1 protein-coding gene is annotated in these 325 nt (G+C 40.0%); it reads right to left on the bottom strand.

Annotation, left to right across the window (positions count from 1 at the left end):
- A partial coding sequence (locus tag BTV98_RS13170; protein ID WP_143505770.1) for a TetR/AcrR family transcriptional regulator occupies positions 1–312 on the bottom strand: 312 nt, incomplete at its 3' end.
- Positions 313–325: the final 13 nt, after the last annotated feature.

Here is a 325-nt window from a genome sequence, read left to right as displayed (position 1 = left end):
TGTTTCGACAGTGGTCAGCACTTCTAAGATGTCGATCGCATTTAAAAAACGCAATGCTAAAAATATCGCTTCGATATTTGGAAAGAAATGATATGCGGAAGCTCTTGGAATACCCGCTTCTTCACAGACAGCAGCCAAGGTAATATCATTAATCGCTTGAGTTTCACTCAATTTTTTCGCGCCCATCAATAGCTTTTGACGGCGTGCGCGGCCTTGCTGACTAGTGAATTTAAATTTATTAGGGACCAGCTTTTTTGCCAGCTCCGAATCTACCAGTACATCTTCAATTTTGTCGTCTTTGTTTTCACTCATTATAAATCTCTTA

Origin of the sequence: Psychrobacter sp. Cmf 22.2, from assembly GCF_001921745.1 — a bacterium.
In the GTDB taxonomy this organism is placed as follows: Bacteria; Pseudomonadota; Gammaproteobacteria; order Pseudomonadales; family Moraxellaceae; genus Psychrobacter.
The sequence above is the reverse complement of the archived record's forward strand: the minus strand, read 5'-3'. Positions and strand labels throughout refer to the sequence as shown.